Source organism: Bacillus cereus group sp. BfR-BA-01347 (assembly GCF_022663835.1).
Lineage (GTDB): Bacteria > Bacillota > Bacilli > Bacillales > Bacillaceae_G > Bacillus_A > Bacillus_A thuringiensis_K.
In genome coordinates this window covers 127074-144137 of record NZ_JAKUGG010000001.1, presented here as the reverse complement: position 1 = coordinate 144137, position 17064 = coordinate 127074, and the positions used below count along the sequence as shown (strand labels likewise).

Sequence of the window (17064 nt, the reverse complement as noted above, 5' to 3'; positions counted from 1 at the left end):
TTACTGCTCCAACCAATTATAAAAAGGTACTTTTCCAGTAAATTTCGTCTCTTGTTTTGTCATTTGTTGTGTTCTTTGTTGATTCGCTCTAAATTTTTGACCTTGATTTTGAGCCTGATCTACCGTTTTAATTCCATTCTTTTTCCACTCAAATAAAATACGATCAATATATCGGAAATTTAGTTTTCCACTCATTACAGCCTCTCTAAGAGCCGCTTGAATTAAATTTGGATGATGTTGATCTTGGTCCTCCCACATTCCTAACGTTTCACATTCGAACGGCGAAAGTGGTCTTCCAAATTCTTTTTCAAATACTGTATATAAATTTACTTGCAGCTGTTTTTTTTCTTTTTGCTCTTCCTCTATTGATTCATCCATTAAGAAATGTAATATTTTTTCCCATAACGGTTGTAAAGAATAACTTTCGCACATCATCGCTTCTGATCTTTGTCCACCTTCTAGTGATAAAAAACCTTTTTGAATCAATACTTGAATTACTTCCATACATTTCATTTCCGTTATCGTCATCCGTTCAGAAATCTCTGAAGGAGTCGGAAACGAATTACCTGATTCTAAAAATGTGTGTACATGAAGTACCACCATAAATTCCGTCTCATTTAAACCTAATTTTTTATAATGCATCATAAGCAATTTTGGAATTGCAATGCTTCCCTGCTCAAACCACTGTAACATTATTTTCTTTTTCATCACCAAACACCTCGCTCTCTAGTATAACACACCTTTAGCTATTTCTTTTTGCCACAATTCGTCAAAAAAACCTCCCCATTAATAGGGAGGTTTTTTATATTACATGAATGAAATATAAAATTAAGCTTGCACTTTACTTTTCATAAACGTATGAATGCGTTCTAATGCTTTCTCTACTTGTTCAAGAGATGTCGCATATGATAAGCGAACGTTATTCGGAGCACCAAATCCTGTACCTGGTACAAGAGCCACTTTTTCCTCTTCTAATAAAGCTTTTGCCCAATCATCAACGTTTTCGTATCCAGATAAAGCTACAGCTTCTTTTACATTAGGGAATAAGTAAAATGCACCTTGTGGTTTAATGCAAGTAAAGCCAGGGATTTGAATTAATTTATCATAAATAATGTTTAATCTCTCTTCAAATGCTTGACGCATTGTTTCTACAGGTTCTTGTGAGCCTGCATATGCCGCAATTGCGCCGTATTGAGCGATTGAAGTAGGGTTTGACGTACTATGACTCGCTAAGTTCGTCATCGCTTTAATAAGCTGCTTATTCCCTGCTGCATATCCAATACGCCATCCTGTCATAGAATGAGATTTAGATACACCATTAATAATAAGTGTTTGTTCTTTTAATGCATTAGAAAGCTGGGCAACCGAAGTATATTCTGCTCCACCATAAATTAACTTTTCATAAATTTCATCTGAAACGATTAAAATATCGTGTTCTAAACATACTTCTCCAAGCTGTTGTAATTCTTCTTTGCTGTAAATCATTCCTGTTGGATTGCTCGGTGAATTAATAATAACTGCTTTCGTTTTCTCTGTAATTGCCTCACGCAGCTGCTCTGCTGTAATTTTGTACTCATTGCCTTCCAGACCTTCTACATAAACTGGCTTACCTCCAGCGAGCTTTACTTGCTCAGGATAACTTACCCAGTAAGGCGTTGGGATGATAACTTCATCTCCTTCATCAAGTAACACTTGGAATAATGTATATAATGCATGCTTTGCGCCGTTACATACAATAATTTCGGACGGATCATACGCAATTCCTTGATCGCGAGTAAACTTCTTCACAATCTCTTGTTTTAACGCTTGTAATCCACCTGTTGGTGTATACTTCGTATGTCCTTCTAACATCGCTTTATGTGCAGCATCCATAATATGTTCTGGCGTATTAAAGTCAGGTTCTCCTGCCCCTAATCCAATTACATCATGACCTTCTGCTTTTAATGCTTGTGCCTTTGCTGTAATTTCTAAAGTTGAAGACGGTGTTAAAGCAGCTACTCGCTTTGCTAATTTCATTTGTAGTTCCCCCTACATCTATTTTTCAATGCTATATCGTCTTAAAAATTTTCCATCTTTAAATTCAAGATAGTAATAGCTATAACGATTGTCATCATCAATATATGTAACTTCCCATAGTGGTACATCATTTTCAAAGCCTAATTTCACTTTCATAATCTCTTTCGGCTTACTTTTTGATTCCTTACTTTCATTGCCGACTTGCTCTATTGTTCTTTGTATAGCCTCTTTTTCAGAAATACCTTCGCTCTTTTTCCTTACTACAGTATCCCCTTTTTTCTCAGGCACCCAAACGATAAGTTGTTCTCCCTTTTCATCTGTACCTTGCACGACTATATATGCAGATTTTCCATTGTAATAATCAACAGATTTGACCTTTGTAAGCTTTGCTTTTTCTTTAGCAATTTCTACAAATTTCGACTCTTTGGGAATTTTCTTTCCCATCGCTTTATTATAAACATACGCCCCATATATTCCGCTAGCAACGATAACAATAATGATTGCAAAGATCCACTTTTTCATTGTATCACTACGTTCTGTAAATCGTAAATACAGCTGTTTCTTTATCTTTTTCGTCTAATGCTAGTCCGAACATGAGGTCCTGCTCTTTTAACGTACGATTCAAACTATCAACAATTTTATACAAATCAGACGAATATTTAATACGTGTCGTTGATAGTACTTCGATTTTCTTCTCCATGAAAAAACTCCTCCGTTACACAAAAATTTCTAATTATAGAAGAACGCAATGCGGTTACAATAAGAGTACATTCTTTACAACCCCTGCTTCATCACCCATCTATTATAGCAGGACATGTACAGCAAAAAAAGGTTTCAAGTCGAAAACCAACACATTTTGTATACAAGAAGTAAGAAAAATAAAATTCCTCCTACCCACATTTTTTACGCCCGAAGTTTATAAATACTTCAGGCGTATTTTTCTTCCATTTTTATTCATTTGGTGGTTCTTCTAATTGTACTAATAATTCTTCTAATGGTCCTTCATAAAGAGGTACGTTAGGGATCGATTGTAGAAATCGTTTTCCATAAGAAGAACTCGTCAAACGACGATCTAACACTACTACCGTTCCTGTGTCTGTATTCGTTCGAATTAAACGGCCAAATCCTTGTTTGAAACGTAATATTGCTTGTGGGAGCGCTAATTTAGCGAATACATCTTCACCTTGATTTTTTAGCCACTCACCTTTCGCTTCCATCATCGGCTGATGAGGAGGTGTAAATGGTAGACGGACTATAACAAGACAACTTAAGGCATCTCCTGGAATATCTATTCCTTCCCAGAAACTGCTCGTCCCTAATAAAATTGATTTGTCGAACTCTTGAAACTTTCGAATTAAACGGCTTCTACTTCTATTATTCACACTTTGTGTGAGTAATAAATAACCCTCTAATTCATCATTATTTTTTAAATTCGCATACGCTTCTTTTAACATTTCATACGAAGTGAATAAAACGAGCATTCTGCCTTTTGTGGTTTTCGCTATCTTTGCAATATGTTCCGATACAGATTCAATAAATCGTTCATTACTTACTTGCTTAATAAAAGGTACATCCGTTGAAACCATTAATTTCATCTGTTCATCATAACGAAATGGTGACGGAACCTTTAAAGTATTTGGAGCGAAATCATGTAAACCAAGTTCCTCTTTTATATAATCAAACGTATCGTTAATTGTTAGTGTTGCAGATGTAAAAATAACACTCTTTTTTTCTGTTAAAAATTCATCCGCAAATCTTTCACCAATATGAACAGGCTGTGCATATAGAACTGTTGAATGAATCGTCCCTTTCGTTTCAGTCTCCATCCAAGTTACATACGAATTCTTTTCTAATATGAGTAATTGTAATGATTCTGCCATCTTTCTCAGCAACTCAATTAAATGCATAAATTCACCTGTTACAACATGCATCTCCCATTCTAACTTACTTTGCAATATATTCACTTGCTTCTCAAGAGCAGTTACTACCCTTCTTAATTCATATATAAAACGATTTGTTAATTCGACAATACTATCCCACAACTTACCTTTTTCTAGTTCTGGGTTATACCTATAGATGAGCGGCATATTATTCGTTCCTTGTTCTTGCTTTGTTTGTTTAAATATAAAAGTACGTAACATTTGGAAGAGTTCATCCGCATCAAACTTAAGTTCCTTCAAACTATAACTTATCATACGGAAAGTTGAACGAGATGCTTGCTCTGATTTTTTCATCATTTTATATACTTTGGAGAGTACATCTTCTGTTTCTAGCGTCCCAAGACGAGATATAACCAATTGAAAATACATACAAGAGAACTGTTCACCCAATGTTCTACTCGCAGCTTCTTCAATATGGTGAGCTTCATCAAAAATAATATGTTCGCATGAAGCAAACAACGGTTCTTCACTTGAAAAATCTTGAAATAATAACGCATGATTTGTAATAACGATATCTGCAAATAAAGCTTTATTCTTCGCTCGCTGGTAAAAACAACGACTATACCAATTACTTTGCATACCGCCTGGACTATACGCATCGCTACAAATCCGATTCCAAAGTAACTTTCCACCCTCAGGAATATTTAATTCGTCTCGATCACCTGTTTCAGTTTGCAATAGCCAAACTAAAATCTTCGCCTTCGTAAGTGCCATATCATAATTTTTTTCTTCCTCTTGCAAAGCATACTCAAATTTATGTAAGCATAAATAATGCTTTCTTCCTTTTAGAAGAGCTACCTCAAATGAAAATGGCATTATTTTTTGTAATAACGGAATTTCTTTTTCTAATATTTGTTGTTGGAGTTGTACCGTTTGTGTACTTATAATGACAGGTTCTTCTTTTCTCTTTGCAAAATAAAGACTAGGAAGCAAATAAGCAAGAGTCTTTCCTGTTCCTGTACCGGCTTCAATTAGTGAAAAACGAGAATCTCTTAACGCCGTATATATCTCTTTCATCATCAATTGTTGACTTTCTCTTCTTTCAAACTTTGGCATATGTGATTCCAATTTATCCATCGTTTTATTCAAGAAAGCATCAAACTTTGATGAACACGTTTCTCCAAGGTTTAAGGAATAGTTCCGCTTTTTCAGCGCAATATTTCGATGTATTTCATACTCCGCTGTATCTTCTTTACCGTGCATTACTTTCTTTAAAATATTTTCAGAAAGCACATCAGCTATATCACTTTGGAACACATCGCTTAATTCATAAAGCGATTGCAACGTGACAAGTGGTAACTTTTCAATTTCATTTAAAAATTGTAAAAATAATTCCGCTGTTGCAAGAGCATCACTATCCGCACGATGTGGTTGATCGTGCTCTAGTTCATGCTTCTTAGCTAAATCACGTAATTTATAACTATCGGCTGTCGGCAAAAGAATTTGAGCCAATTCAACCGTGTCGATTTTCGGACAATGTATTTCTGTATATCCAGCTTGCCTTAATTCTTCATTTAAAAAATTCCAATCAAAGTGAACATTATGCGCAACGAAAGCCGCACCTTGTAATAGCTCAACAATCATCGGGGCTACATCTTGAAATAACGGGGCTTGTTTTACAAGACTTTCATCAATCCCTGTTAATTCTGTAATAAATGGTGGGATCTCTCTCTTTGGATTAACAAAAGACGAAAAAATCTCCAATATCTCTCCATCTTCTACTACAACAGCTGCAATTTGGGTAATTTTATCCTTCCCATCTTTCCAGGAGTTCCCTGTCGTCTCTAAATCAACAACGACATAACGCTTACTCATATATGTAACACCTCAATTTCTTACCTTTCAAACAACAATAATTTATATAATGTTACTATACCACGTTTTATCTCATCTTAATGAAAAGATGCACAAAAAAGCTATCTCCGCAATGGAGATAGCTTTTCTACTTATAATATCGTACCCGCTTTTTCAGCACCTAACATTTCAATAATTTGATTATTATCGTCTAGTACTGCAATTTTTGGTTCTTGTTTATGAATCTCTTCTTCCGTAACTAGCCCATAACAAATAATAATTACTTTGTCCCCTGGTTGTACAAGCCTTGCCGCAGCACCGTTTAAACAAACAACACCACTACCGCGTTCCCCTTTAATAACGTATGTCTCTAAGCGAGCACCATTATTATTATTTACAATTTGGACTTTTTCGTTTTCTACAATATTTACCGCATCCATTAAGTCTTCATCAATTGTAATACTACCTACATAATTTAAATTTGCCTCCGTTACAGTTGCACGATGTAACTTTGCTCTCATCATTGTGCGAAACATAGATGCTCCCCCTTATTTAACCGTTAATGTTATATTGTCAATTAATCTTACATTTTCAAACTTAACTGCAATAGCTAAAATGATCCTTCCTTCGACTTTCTCTACCATTGTTAATGACGGATATGCATATAAATCCACATAATCTACAGTGCCTTTCGTATGCGTCTCAATATACTCTTTCACAAGATTTGTAATGATTTCCGGATTACGTTCACCTGCCTCAATTCTTTCTTTCGCTATACATAGGCTTCGGTATAAATGAAGAGCTTCTTCACGTTCATCTTGTGATAGGTACACGTTACGAGAACTTTTCGCTAAACCATCTTCTTCCCTTACAATATCAACTGGTACGATTGTAACTGGAATATTGAAATCAGTTACAAATCCTTCAATGACAGCAACTTGTTGAGCATCTTTCATACCGAAATAAGCACGCATTGGCAGCGTAATATTAAATAGTTTCATTAGTACAGTTGCAACACCAGCAAAATGACCAGGTCTTTGTTTGCCACATAATACATCGGTACGCTTTACAACTTCAACTGTTGTCGTTTGTTCTGCTGGATACATTTCTTCTACACTCGGATAAAATAAATAATCTACACCGTTTTCTTTTGCTACATTTTCATCTCTATCAATATCACGAGGATATCGATCTAAATCTTCATTTGGGCCAAATTGTAGTGGGTTTACAAATACACTTAAAACTACAATTTCATTTTCTTCTCTTGCCTTACGTAATAAAGTAGCATGGCCTTCATGTAAATAACCCATTGTTGGAACAAAACCAATACTCTTTCCACTTGCACGAAGTTCGTTTGTAATTTGCTGCATCTCTTGCACTGTAGTTACGATTTTCATTATTGTTTTCCTCCGTATAACGCTAAGCATTCTTCCTCTTTCATTGTGAACGAATGTTTTTCTTCAGGAAATTTCCTTGTCTTTACTTCAGTAACATATTGTGAAATCCCGCGTACAATCTCCTCTTGAACAGACGTATATTGCTTCACAAATTTCGGAACACGATTTACGCCGTATGAGATAAGATCATGATAAACAAGCACTTGCCCATCTACTTTTTGTCCTGCACCAATCCCAATTGTCGGTATTGTTAGTTGCTCTGAAATAAGTTCTGCTAGCTGCATTGGTACACATTCTAACACAAGCGCTATTGCACCAGCTTCTTCACATTTCTTTGCATCTTCTATTAATTTTTTTGCACTCTCCGCATCTTTTCCTTGCACTTTATATCCACCCAACACTCCTACAGATTGAGGGGTTAAACCTAAATGCGCTACAACAGGAATTCCTGCGTTCGTCAAATATTGAATCGTCGATATAACTTCTCCAGCACCTTCTACCTTCAGTGCGTGTGCCCCGCTCTCTTGAACGATGCGGCGTGCATTCACCATCGTTTCTTGTAATGATACGTGATACGACATAAATGGCATATCAGTTACAATAAACGTCTCTTTCGCTCCACGGCGTACAGCTTTCGTATGATGAATCATATCCTCTACTGTTACAGGTACTGTTGAATCGTATCCGAGTACAACCATTCCAAGAGAATCTCCAACTAGAATCATATCAACTTCAGCTTCTTCTGCTAATTTAGCAGATGGATAATCATACGCCGTTAGCATTGTAATCGGCTCACCTTGCTCTTTCATCTTCAAAAAATCTGTTTTTGTTTTCAAAAACTACTCCTCCTTTATGCAGGAGAGAGGAGATGGCCGAAATCATATAAAAAACCCCTCTGGCCATAAAAGGGCAGAAGGGTTGTGTGTTAGTCGGCATTATTCATCCCTCTGTCCCAGTCCGTTATTGGATCAAGGCAGAATCCAAGTTATTATTTTTCGTATGACTTCGAATCATGGTGCAGTTCGCTCTGATACTGCCCACATTCGAACTAATTATAGCAAACTACAAAAAGGAATTACTACATTTTTTTGAAAAAATAATTTTTTATTCTTATTACGGTATATGAAATTTAATACGAGAGTATATGCTATACAGTTTTTATGGATAATTCAATCCTGAAAAGATACATGTTTTTCAACGCATGTTAAAAAAAGTCCAAGTTAATTTTTTCTGTAATCCATTTAACTGTATAGTATAACCCTTAAACTAATGATGCAGGTTAATTGAAGAAAGCACTTAACAAAGGAGAATTGCAGATGAAAAGAATTTATTATCATGTTACAAATTCACCTCAAAACTATTGAAATAAAAAGAAGTTCCAAAAGAGGAACTTCTTTTACTTAATTTCGATATCTGCAGAATGAATATGATGTACTTTTCCTTCATGGTCTTCTAGAAGCAATACACCATCCTCTGTAATTCCTTTTGCTACACCCGTAATCGTCTCTCTCATTGTTCGAGCGGTAATTTCTTTCCCGATGCTCACAGCGTAACTTTCCCAAAGAATTTTAATGACAGAGAAACCATTTTGTAAATACTCTTCATATAATTTTTCTAGTTGTAAATAGATTTGTTGCATAAGTTCTGCACGAACAATCGGCTTACCTGATTCAATCGCTAATGAAGTAGCAATGTGCTGAATTTCTTCATCAAAATGTTCTTGCTTTTGATTCGCATTAATACCGATGCCCATAATGACAGCATTAATTTTATCAGGATCCGCTTGCATTTCTGTTAATATACCTACAGCCTTTTTACCTTGAATTAAAATATCATTTGGCCATTTTATTCCTACGTTTACACCTGTACATTTTTCAATTGCCTGTGCAACACTAACAGCCGCTAACAAAGTAAGTTGCGGTGCATGATGAACTGGGATTGATGGGCGTAAAATAATACTCATCCAAATCCCTGTTCCTTTTGGTGAATGCCATTTTCTGCTTAAACGACCTCTTCCCGCTGTTTGTTCTTCTGCTACAACGACAGTTCCTTCTTCTGCACCTTCATAAGCAAGTTTTGCTGCAATGTGCTGCGTTGATTCAACAGTTTCTTCAAAATACACTGTTCTACCAATTCGCTTCGTTTGTAGCCCTAACTGAATTTCATTAGCAGTCACTTTGTCTGGCTTACTTGCAATTCGGTAACCTAATCGGCGCACAGCTTCAAGTTCATATCCCTCACTCCGGAGATCCTCCATATGTTTCCACACAGCAGTTCTTGAACAACCAAGTTTATCACTAATTGTTTGGCCGGATACAAACTCGCCATCCGCTTCAGAAAAAACTTGCAATAACTGCTTTCTTATAGTAGATTGCATCCTTGCAGCCACTCCCTTATACGCTCTTTCTCATTAACTACGTTTCCTTGTACGATTGCTTCTTCGATTTTCTGAAGCATTTCAGCAACCCACGGACCAGGCTTTTTGTTTGCCCAGTTTAATAAATCATTACCAGTCACATTCATTTCTTGACGCTCCTGGATTGGCAATGCATGAAACATTGATTGTACTCGTTCAACAGATGTAGGATTATAGCTTTCAATCATCGCTTCATATACTCTCTCTGCCATTTCAGCGATATGAATTCCCGTTTTATAAAGAAGGACTGTATCCCAATCCTTCTCCTTTCTAGTACGAATTGCCAATAAAACTGCAACAATATCTTTTATTTTTTTATTCGAAAACTTCCATTGACGTAAAAAGACAGATGGATGTTCTTCTCCGATACAATATAAGAAAAATGCCCACGCCTCAATATCCGTTTCGAAAGAATCCCATTTATACTGCGTAGCTTTTAACAGTCTCTCTTCTGACATTTGTAAATATGGCAAATGAGAAAATAGCTTCGTCTCTACTAATTCTTTGAGACCTTTCACACAATATGTACCAGTTAACAGTTTCTCAAACTCTACTGTAATACGCTCAATTGCTATATGTTCTAGCAAATGCCCATGCGTTTCAATCGCTTGCTTCGTTTTCATTTCTAATGAAAAACCTAACGTGCTTACAAACCGAATACCACGCATCATTCGCAGGGCATCTTCTTGAAAACGATCCGCAGCATTTCCAACTGTCACAATTTCTCTCTGTTGAATGGCTTCCTGTCCAGCAAATAAATCAACCATTTTGCCTTCTTCTGTCATAGCAATTGCATTCATCGTGAAATCACGACGTTTTAAATCCTCTTCTAATGAACGAACAAATTGAACACTACTAGGTCTTCGAAAATCTTCATATTCGCTTTCTGTTCGAAAAGTAGTTACCTCATAAGGCTCACCATTTTCTACAACAATTACAGTTCCATGCTCAAGACCAACAGGAACATTTCTTGGGAATATAGCCATCACTTCTTCTGGTAGAGCAGATGTCGCAATATCAATATCTCCAATCGGCCTATCGATAATAAGATCTCGTACGCTCCCACCAACAAAGTAAGCCTCATGTCCTTGTTGCTTTAATGTCTCAATAATAGAACTAGCTTTTTTAAATCTTTCCATTTTTGTCATCCCTTAGTACGTCATAGTAAATCGTTTCATATTGTGAAACAATTTTTTCTGAGCGAAATTGCTCATAAACACTTTCTCTTGCTCGCTCTCCCATATTACGGTGAAGTTCCTCGTCCTTTAATAGCTGAATAGCTTGATTTGCCACTCCTGTTGTATCGCCAACTTCACATAAATATCCTGTTTCCCCGTGTTGAATAACCTCTGGAATACCTCCAACCCGCGTTCCGATACAAGGTACACCACACGCCATTGCTTCTAATAAAACAAGACCAAAACTTTCCTTCTCTGATAGAAGCAACATTAAATCACTCATCGCGAGTAGTTCTGCAACATTATCTTGCTTCCCTAAGAATAAAACGCGATCTTCAATATGTAAATTTTTCACTATCTGTAAAATCGTACAGAATTCTGGTCCGTCTCCAACAAGAAGCAACTTCGCATCTACTTCTTTAACAATTTTAGCAAATGCCTGAACAACATCCTGCACACGTTTCACTTTACGGAAATTCGAAATATGAATAAGTACTTTTTCACTCTCACTTATACCATATTCTTTCTTTAATTGAGACATATTACGCTTGAAATATACACGTTCGTCTATAAAGTTATATACCGTTTGAATTTCTTTACTTGGTTTTACAAGCTCATGTGTTTCATTAATTAATGAATGCGAGACAGCAGTGACAACATCTGATTGCTCAATACCAAAACGAATTAAATTATTTAACGAAGGGTCGGAACCTAACACAGTAATATCTGTTCCATGTAAGGTTGTAACAATTTTAATACGCTCTCCGATCATTTGTTTTGCTAAATATGCACAAATTGCATGTGGTATTGCGTAATGCACATGTAAAATGTCTAAGTTTTCTCTTTGTGCAACCTCGGCCATTTTACTTGCTAACGCTAAATCGTATGGTGGATATTGAAATACAGAGTATTGATTTACCGTCACTTCATGAAAATAAATGTTTGGATATACTTTATTTAACCGGAATGGTAAACCCGATGTAATAAAGTGAATTTCATGCCCACGTTCCGCCAATTGCTTTCCTAATTCTGTTCCAACAACTCCAGAACCACCTACAGAAGGATAACATGTAATACCTATTTTTAATTTCATTTACATCCCCCTAATAAATCAGCATGTAATAAAACCGGTTTCTTACTCATAAATCCCTCGGCATACAAGACTCCAACTTCTTTTCCAAACATCTTCTCACGAGCGATCACAGTTTCAACGTAACCTTCTGTTAACGGTGTCTTAACACCATCGCTCCCTGTTGAAAACTGACTTTCATACGCTTCTAATGCTTCCACCTTTATAGAGAGGTACTCACTTATATCTATACAAAAATTCGGTTTATGAAAACCATTAATCATATAATTATAAAAAGACTCCACACGATGTGGTGAAAGTTCCGGCATATATTTACGGATTCCTGCTGAAAAAATAGCCTCTTCCACAAGCTTTGCACAATTTGCATGATCTGGATGGCGATCTTCATAGTACGGCGCAAAAACTAGTTTTGGTTTATATGTACGGATCACCTTGACAATTTCACGTATATACTCTTCTTTCATATACAAACCACGGTCTGGCATCGCTAAATTCAGCCTCGTTTTTACTCCCATTATACGAGCTGCGACCTTCGCTTCTTCTTTTCTCAACTCTATCGTTCCATTTGAAGAAAGATCAGCTTCTGTTAAATCACAAATACCTACTTCATACCCTTGCTTTGTATATTTAGCGATGGTACCAGCCATGCCGATTTCAACATCATCGGCATGAGCACCAAACGCTAATATATGTAATCCACTCATAATTGTTCCCCTCATTTTCTTAACTTACGATAATCTAAATCTCCTCGCTCTAATGCGTGCATTAACATTTCAGCACTTGCCATATTCGTTGCAAGTGGAATCGCATATACATCACATAAACGAAGCAATGCATTCACATCCGGTTCATGCGGCTGTGCTGTTAATGGATCGCGGAAGAAAATCACCATATCTAAATCGTTCTTTGCAATCATTGCACCAATTTCTTGATCTCCACCAAGAGGGCCAGATTGATATCTTGTTACAACTAATCCAGTCGCTTCCATAATACGAAGCCCTGTCGTTCCTGTTGCAAATAATTCATGTTGTTCAAAAATTGGTTTATATGCGTATGCAAACGAAACCATATCATTTTTCTTTTTGTCATGTGCGATTAAGGCAATTTTCATCCGTTGTCTCCCCTTTAGTCGATAATATTTTCTAAACCGTACACAAGATGATCAAGGTTCATTACTGTCTCAATTGATAGTTTTACACCTGACATAAATGATGCACGATTGAATGAATCATGACGAACTGTTAACATTTGTCCATCTCCACCGAACATTACTTCTTGGTGTGCAATAAGCCCTGGCAAACGTACACTATGAATGTGAATACCGTCTACATTTGCACCACGTGCACCTGCTAGTTGCTCTACTTCATTTGGATGACCTTGCTGCTTTGATTCACGATTTTGACGAATTAACTCTACCGTTTTTACAGCTGTACCAGATGGTGCGTCTAATTTTTGATCATGATGTAATTCAATTACCTCAACATCTTGGAAATATTTCGCTGCCATTTGTGAGAATTTCATCATAAGAACTGCACCAATTGCAAAGTTTGGAGCAATAATTGTTCCTACTGCTTTTTCTTTTGCATTCTCTGTTAAACGTGCCAATTCTTCTTCTGTAAATCCAGTTGTACCAATAACCGAACGAAGTCCACGCTCAACTGCAAGTGTAACGTGTTGTTTCCCCACTTCTGGTGTTGTTAAATCTAACAACACATCTGCTTCTACTTCATCTAAACAAGTATGTAAATCAGCGTAAATCGGTGCATGTAATGCTGGCATGCCAGGTAAATCAGAAATCTTCTCACCACCATGCTTATAATCCACTGCTGCTACTAAATTAAAATGTTCCGTTCTTTCCATAAGAAGAACTGCTTCATGACCCATACGTCCTCTTGGTCCGGCGATAATTACTTTAATTTCTTTCATTATTCTTTCTCTCCCTCATCAATACGTGTCCAGCGATCTTTATCACGTGTATTAAATTTATTCATTACAATGTTATGTGCTGTCTCTAAATCAATATTTAAACTATTTGCCATACAAATCATAACAAATAATACATCTCCAAGCTCTTCTTCAATACTTCTTTCTTTTTCAGTTGTTTTCTTCGGTTTCTCACCATAATAATGATTTACCTCTCTTGCAAGCTCTCCCATTTCTTCCGTTAAACGAGCCATCATTGCAAGCGGACTGAAATAACCTTCTTTAAACTGACCAATATATGCATCTACTTCTTTCTGCATATCTTTCATCGTTTTTGCTTCCATACTATTCACCTCTAATCCTTCCTCTTTCATGTTAGCCAATTCATCGCGATTTGACAAATATTATTCCCCGCCAAACACCTATTTGCCACCCATTTTTGGATAGACTATAATAAAGTGAAACTTCTTTTGCGTTTTTTTGCAAAAGATTAGTTGAACTAATCGGGTTCCTACGGCTGGTTCGCCTTTCTTCAGAGCTTTATCTCCTACCAGCCGTTGGTACGGGGTAAAGTGAAACTTCTTTTGCGTTTTTTTGCAAAAGATTAGCCCGTACCAATCGGGTTCCTACGGCTGGTTCGCCTTTCTTCAGAGCTTTATCTCCTACCAGCCGTTGGTACGGGGTAAAGTGAAACTTCTTTTGCGTTTTTTGCAAAAGATTAGCCCGTACCAATCGGGTTCCTACGGCTGGTTTGCCCCTCTTCTTTGCTTCATCTCCTATCAGCCGTTGGTGCAGGTTCTTACTATTTTCACTAGCAACTAGAAATTACTTATTATTATGTTTTACCGTTTCAGCGGAGCAATGCAATCATTACATAATTAGGGGGATTTCTATATGACATCAAAATTGAAGATGCGAAATATTGTTTTTATTTTAATTGGTTCCGCTATATTTTCTTTCGGTATTGTCAATATTAATATTGAAAACCACCTTGCAGAGGGTGGGTTTACTGGTATTACACTATTATTGTATTTTTTATTTAAGTTTGATCCTTCCTACTCAAACTTAATTTTAAATATCCCTATATTTTTTATTGGTTGGAAGTTACTTGGCAGAGCGACATTTTTATATACATTAATTGGCACCTTTAGCGTATCTTTATTTCTATGGATTTTCCAGCGTTACGAAGTACTCAACTTACATTTAAACTTGCAAAATGATATGACACTCGCAGCTTTATTCGCCGGGGCATTTATCGGTATCGGCCTTGGAATAATATTTAAATATGGCGGGACTACTGGCGGTGTAGATATTATCGCACGACTAGCTCACAAATATGTTGGCTGGAGTATGGGGAAAACAATGTTTATGTTTGATGCTGTCGTTATCGTCGTCTCTATTCTTACCTATTTATCATACCGCGAGGGCATGTATACGCTAGTTGCTGTTTTTATCGGTGCTAAGGTCATTGATTTTATGCAAGAAGGAGCTTATGCTGCCAAAGGAGCGACTATTATCTCAGAGAAAAACGATGAAATTGCTGCCAAAATTTTATCTGAAATGGAGCGCGGAGCAACCTTTTTAAAAGCTGTTGGATCGTATACAAAAGTGGAACGTAACGTATTGTATTGCGTTGTTGCTAAAAATGAAATCGTGAAATTAAAAAATATCATTACTTCTGTAGATCCTCATGCTTTTGTCGCTGTAAGTGATGTACATGATGTAGTTGGTGAAGGATTTACGTTAGATGAAAATAAAAACCCTTTACATAATTAAATGTAACTAGAAAAGCGCCTTAGCTTTTCTAGTTTTTTATTACAAGTCTTTTAAGCTTCTCTAAATCCTCATAAATAAGCTCCAATAAACCCCGATTATAAAAAATGGAAGCTGGATGAAAAGTCGGAAAAACTTCGTATTCTTTCTCTGACCATGTAAACTCTGCACTTTGCATATCCTTTAATTTTTGAATGGGCTGTTTTAATAATTGCCCGTGTACATCTGTGATTTTTTTATTTTTTCCTGTTAAACGTTGAAGACCGATATTTCCAAGCGTGACGATAAGCTTCGGATTTATTTTCTCTAATTCATAATCTAACAAAGGCGCATGGGCAACTATTTCTCCCTGATTTGGCGTTCTATTATATTTTTTTTGCATGACTTCACCATTTCGTTCTTTTTTCTCTCGCCATTTATAAGGTCTACTCCGAACAGCGCTCGTAATATATACTTCTTCCCTTGTAACATCAATACGCTCTAAAAAATCCATTAATTGTTTCCCCGCCCTCCCGCTAAACGGAATCCCATTATGAATTTCTGTTTCACCAGGCGCTTCTCCTAATAACATAAATTTGGGATTTTCAGGACCTTGTCCACTTAAAAAACCTTCTAGTTGATAAGGAGCACTGCGCTCTTGCACTTGTTTTACTAAATGGTCTGGATATTTCATTTCCCCCCACCGCCTTTCCGCATTACTTCTATTATTTCTATTTGCAATACATTATATAATTCAATCCATACAACAAAAAAAGACTATCAAAATTGATAGTCTTTAGTCGTCGCTACGCTGCATACCAGTATACATTAATACGAGACGTAATAATTCAAATACCGCTACAGCTGCAGCTGCTACATATGTTAATGCTGCCGCATTTAATACTTTACGAGCTTGCCCATATTCATCTGTTGATACAATACCTAGCGCTTCAATTTGTTGCATTGCGCGCTTTGACGCATCAAACTCAACTGGCAATGTAACGAGCTGGAACACAACACCTGCTGCCATTAAAATGATACCTAATAACAACAAACCAGACATTTGTGCAAATATACCGATTAGGACGAAAATCCAAGACATATTCGAACCAAAGTTTGCAACTGGCACTAACGAATGACGAACGCGCATAAATTTATAATCTTTTGCATCTTGAATTGCGTGTCCTACTTCGTGTGCTGCAACTGCTGTACCAGCAACTGAATGTCCATAATAGTTATCTGTTGATAATCGAACCGTCTTAGCGGTTGGATCATAATGGTCTGATAAATGACCTGGTGTTTCTTCTACAGCTACGTTGTATAATCCATTTTCATCTAAAATTTTTCGAGCCACTTCCGCTCCTGTCATACCTGATGTTGAATAAACTTGTGAATACTTGCTATAGGCACTACGTACTCTTGACTGTGCATACAACGGTATGATCATTATGATCGCGAAGTAAATTAAATAAAACATCATGAACCTCCATTGAAGTTTTAATTATAGTACTTCTCATTCTATTTTCTTCTGCCACTATTGTCAATGAATAAACCTTAC

At 36.6% G+C, this 17064-nt stretch carries 18 protein-coding genes; 1 reads left to right on the top strand and 17 read right to left on the bottom strand.

The window, feature by feature from the left end; all coding sequences use genetic code 11:
- The 15 genes from dnaD to MR143_RS00705 all read right to left on the bottom strand — a co-directional run bounded on the left by dnaD (window position 1) and on the right by MR143_RS00705 (window position 14098).
- Window positions 1–708 (bottom strand): DNA replication protein DnaD, encoded by a 708-nt coding sequence (gene dnaD / locus MR143_RS00775; protein ID WP_000727172.1) that lies wholly within the window; start codon window positions 706–708, stop codon window positions 1–3.
- A 120-nt stretch (window positions 709–828) separates the two neighbouring features.
- Window positions 829–2016: an aspartate transaminase AspB gene (gene aspB, locus MR143_RS00770; protein ID WP_000761568.1), complete on the bottom strand. Its 1188-nt coding sequence runs from the start codon at window positions 2014–2016 to the stop codon at window positions 829–831.
- 18 nt (window positions 2017–2034) lie between these two features.
- Entirely contained in the window at window positions 2035–2538 is a 504-nt protein-coding gene (locus MR143_RS00765; RefSeq protein ID WP_000758739.1) for a cell wall elongation regulator TseB-like domain-containing protein, read from the bottom strand.
- A 7-nt stretch (window positions 2539–2545) separates the two neighbouring features.
- Window positions 2546–2716, bottom strand: coding sequence for a YpmA family protein (locus MR143_RS00760; protein WP_000412179.1), 171 nt, complete (start codon window positions 2714–2716; stop codon window positions 2546–2548).
- 250 nt (window positions 2717–2966) lie between these two features.
- The gene (gene dinG, locus MR143_RS00755) at window positions 2967–5771 is read right to left on the bottom strand and encodes an ATP-dependent DNA helicase DinG (protein ID WP_000044965.1); all 2805 of its coding nucleotides are present in this window, start codon (window positions 5769–5771) and stop codon (window positions 2967–2969) included.
- Between the two features lie 131 nt (window positions 5772–5902).
- Window positions 5903–6286 carry an aspartate 1-decarboxylase gene (panD, locus tag MR143_RS00750; RefSeq protein WP_000490182.1) on the bottom strand — a complete coding sequence of 128 codons (384 nt, stop codon included), beginning with the start codon at window positions 6284–6286 and terminating at the stop codon, window positions 5903–5905.
- A 12-nt stretch (window positions 6287–6298) separates the two neighbouring features.
- Window positions 6299–7147, bottom strand: a complete 849-nt coding sequence (gene panC, locus MR143_RS00745; RefSeq protein WP_000707012.1) for a pantoate--beta-alanine ligase — start codon at window positions 7145–7147, stop codon at window positions 6299–6301.
- Window positions 7147–7983: a 3-methyl-2-oxobutanoate hydroxymethyltransferase gene (gene panB / locus MR143_RS00740; RefSeq protein WP_000851107.1), complete on the bottom strand. Its 837-nt coding sequence runs from the start codon at window positions 7981–7983 to the stop codon at window positions 7147–7149. Before panB ends, panC begins: the two co-directional genes overlap by 1 nt.
- A gap of 560 nt (window positions 7984–8543) precedes the next feature.
- Window positions 8544–9524 carry a biotin--[acetyl-CoA-carboxylase] ligase gene (locus MR143_RS00735; RefSeq protein ID WP_001192064.1) on the bottom strand — a complete coding sequence of 327 codons (981 nt, stop codon included), beginning with the start codon at window positions 9522–9524 and terminating at the stop codon, window positions 8544–8546.
- Window positions 9509–10702: a CCA tRNA nucleotidyltransferase gene (locus MR143_RS00730; RefSeq protein WP_000439318.1), complete on the bottom strand. Its 1194-nt coding sequence runs from the start codon at window positions 10700–10702 to the stop codon at window positions 9509–9511. Before MR143_RS00730 ends, MR143_RS00735 begins: the two co-directional genes overlap by 16 nt.
- Window positions 10689–11834, bottom strand: a complete 1146-nt coding sequence (bshA, locus tag MR143_RS00725; protein WP_000768305.1) for an N-acetyl-alpha-D-glucosaminyl L-malate synthase BshA — start codon at window positions 11832–11834, stop codon at window positions 10689–10691. The genes MR143_RS00730 and bshA overlap by 14 nt, the downstream gene beginning before the upstream one ends.
- Window positions 11831–12535: a bacillithiol biosynthesis deacetylase BshB1 gene (bshB1, locus tag MR143_RS00720; RefSeq protein WP_000015673.1), complete on the bottom strand. Its 705-nt coding sequence runs from the start codon at window positions 12533–12535 to the stop codon at window positions 11831–11833. The genes bshA and bshB1 overlap by 4 nt, the downstream gene beginning before the upstream one ends.
- Window positions 12536–12546: 11 nt before the next feature.
- Window positions 12547–12942 (bottom strand): methylglyoxal synthase, encoded by a 396-nt coding sequence (gene mgsA / locus MR143_RS00715; protein ID WP_000684765.1) that lies wholly within the window; start codon window positions 12940–12942, stop codon window positions 12547–12549.
- Between the two features lie 14 nt (window positions 12943–12956).
- Window positions 12957–13757, bottom strand: a complete 801-nt coding sequence (gene dapB, locus MR143_RS00710; RefSeq protein ID WP_000658810.1) for a dihydrodipicolinate reductase — start codon at window positions 13755–13757, stop codon at window positions 12957–12959.
- Window positions 13757–14098 (bottom strand): nucleotide pyrophosphohydrolase, encoded by a 342-nt coding sequence (locus MR143_RS00705; protein WP_002108639.1) that lies wholly within the window; start codon window positions 14096–14098, stop codon window positions 13757–13759. Before MR143_RS00705 ends, dapB begins: the two co-directional genes overlap by 1 nt.
- Window positions 14099–14648: 550 nt before the next feature.
- Between MR143_RS00705 and MR143_RS00700 the strand changes: the two genes are divergently transcribed.
- A complete protein-coding gene (locus tag MR143_RS00700) occupies window positions 14649–15530 on the top strand; it encodes a YitT family protein (protein ID WP_000202124.1) in 882 nt (293 codons plus the stop codon).
- Between the two features lie 28 nt (window positions 15531–15558).
- Here the strand turns inward: MR143_RS00700 and MR143_RS00695 are convergent, their stop codons facing one another.
- Together MR143_RS00695 and MR143_RS00690 are read right to left on the bottom strand one after the other, a co-directional pair.
- Window positions 15559–16200 (bottom strand): uracil-DNA glycosylase, encoded by a 642-nt coding sequence (locus MR143_RS00695; RefSeq protein ID WP_000876872.1) that lies wholly within the window; start codon window positions 16198–16200, stop codon window positions 15559–15561.
- 102 nt (window positions 16201–16302) lie between these two features.
- On the bottom strand, window positions 16303–16986 hold the full coding sequence (locus MR143_RS00690) for a zinc metallopeptidase (RefSeq protein WP_058839490.1): 684 nt from the start codon (window positions 16984–16986) through the stop codon (window positions 16303–16305).
- Window positions 16987–17064 lie beyond the last annotated feature (78 nt).